The organism is Rhodomicrobium udaipurense JA643 (assembly GCF_000636015.1).
In the GTDB taxonomy this organism is placed as follows: domain Bacteria; phylum Pseudomonadota; class Alphaproteobacteria; order Rhizobiales; family Rhodomicrobiaceae; genus Rhodomicrobium; species Rhodomicrobium udaipurense.
In genome coordinates, this window is record NZ_JFZJ01000231.1 from 1 (window position 1) to 1,561 (window position 1,561).

Below are 1,561 nucleotides of genomic sequence, written 5' to 3' on the forward strand. Positions count from 1 at the left end.
TATTCCTTCAAGGTGACGTCGTCGACGCTGCCGCCCTTGAGGTTGATCGAGCCGGTGAGTGAAGAGGTGTCGAACGCGATGCGCTGTGTCGCGGCGAGGGCTGCCTCGCGGGACGCGAATTTCGGCGTCGTCGGCACCGGGATCACCGAGGATGCGCGCGGCGGAATCGCCGCTCCCGCCACTGTCGGATCCGCGCCTTGTTCGGCTGCCGCCTGTTGCTGCGCCTCGATGGCCTGCTGGCGCGCCTTGTCGGAGGCGGGCTTCATGTAGAGGAACTGCCAGCCAAGCAGCACGGAAAGCGAAAGCGCAATCGCGATGATGAAGTTTCTGTTGTTGTCCATGAACCCGCTCAGAAGAACCGTTCGATGCGCGCCACGCCATCGAAGAAAGACTGCCCAATCCGTTCAGCCAAATCGCTTTAGCCGGTTCCTGACTTCGTGGGAAGACAATCCGGCTTTTCCAGCGCAGCGTTCACGGGGCAGGGTTATTTTCCTTGTCGGAGCGCGCCGGCTGGCCCACTTTATGGAATGCACGCCGCATATCCGCAAGTAGATCTTCGAATTTTCTGGTCAGCGCAACGGCGCGGCCAATTATCACGTAATCCAGATTCGGCCGTGCGGCTTCCGCGAATGTCAGGCGAACGGCTTCCTTGAGGCGCCGTCTCGCGCGATTGCGGTCGACCGCCTTGCCTCTTTTCCTGCCGCCCTCGCCTTCAACGGCGACCGACTTGCCCGATACGGTGAACCCGAAGCGCGGACCCTGACTTTCGATGTCCGCGCGGGCGAGGCCCTGCATGATGAAGGCAGGCGTCACCCATTTGCGGCCCTTCTGCACGCGCTTGAATTCCGCGCGCGTCTTGAGCGTGTCCATGGCCGCAGCGCTTTTTTCGACTGTTTAAGCCGAGAGCTTCGTGCGGCCGCGCGCGCGGCGACGGGACAATACGGTCCGGCCCTGTTTGGTCGACATACGGGCGCGGAAGCCGTGTTTGCGTTTCCGGCGCAAATTGCTCGGTTGATAGGTTCTTTTGGTCATGACAAGGCGCTTTCTCTCTCAAACGCCATAGATAGGGCGTTTTGGAGGCCGCCGTCAATCATGCTCTGTCAGATTATCGGACGGCCGGGCCTCACGCAAAGGAGAACCTGGCCGTTGAAAAGGCGCATCGCCGCAGTTGCGGTTATTCAGCCTTCGCGCTTTGCGCCGCGCCTGCGCCCGTAACGCGCCAGACGACGTTGCCCACATCATCCGCCACGAGCAGCGCACCGTCCTTATCGAACGTCACGCCGACGGGTCGCCCGAGCGCCTCGTCGTTCTGGCTGAGGAATCCCGTCAGCACATCGATGGGCATCCCGTTCGGCTTGCCGTTTTCAAACGGCACGAAGATCACCTTGTAGCCGCTTTTCGGCTTGCGGTTCCACGAGCCGTGCTGGCCGATAAACGCGCCGTTCGCGAACGGCTTCGGCAGTTTGCTGCCTTCCGCGAAGGTTAGCCCGAGCGATGCGGTGTGACTGCCGAGCGCGTAATCCGGCACAATGGCCTTCTCCACAAGGTCGGGCCGCTGCGG

Annotated in this window: 4 protein-coding genes; all 4 read right to left on the reverse strand. The window is 61.9% G+C overall.

What is annotated here, in order from left to right; genetic code table 11:
* A partial coding sequence (gene yidC, locus T281_RS17070; RefSeq protein WP_037242499.1) for a membrane protein insertase YidC occupies positions 1–341 on the reverse strand: 341 nt, incomplete at its 3' end.
* A 130-nt stretch (positions 342–471) separates the two neighbouring features.
* Entirely contained in the window at positions 472–870 is a 399-nt protein-coding gene (gene rnpA, locus T281_RS17075) for a ribonuclease P protein component (protein ID WP_052037627.1), read from the reverse strand.
* 24 nt (positions 871–894) lie between these two features.
* Positions 895–1,032 (reverse strand): 50S ribosomal protein L34, encoded by a 138-nt coding sequence (gene rpmH, locus T281_RS18555; RefSeq protein WP_013418163.1) that lies wholly within the window; start codon positions 1,030–1,032, stop codon positions 895–897.
* Between the two features lie 142 nt (positions 1,033–1,174).
* Positions 1,175–1,561: PQQ-dependent sugar dehydrogenase (locus T281_RS17080; protein ID WP_420834886.1), on the reverse strand; the 387-nt coding region annotated here is incomplete at its 5' end.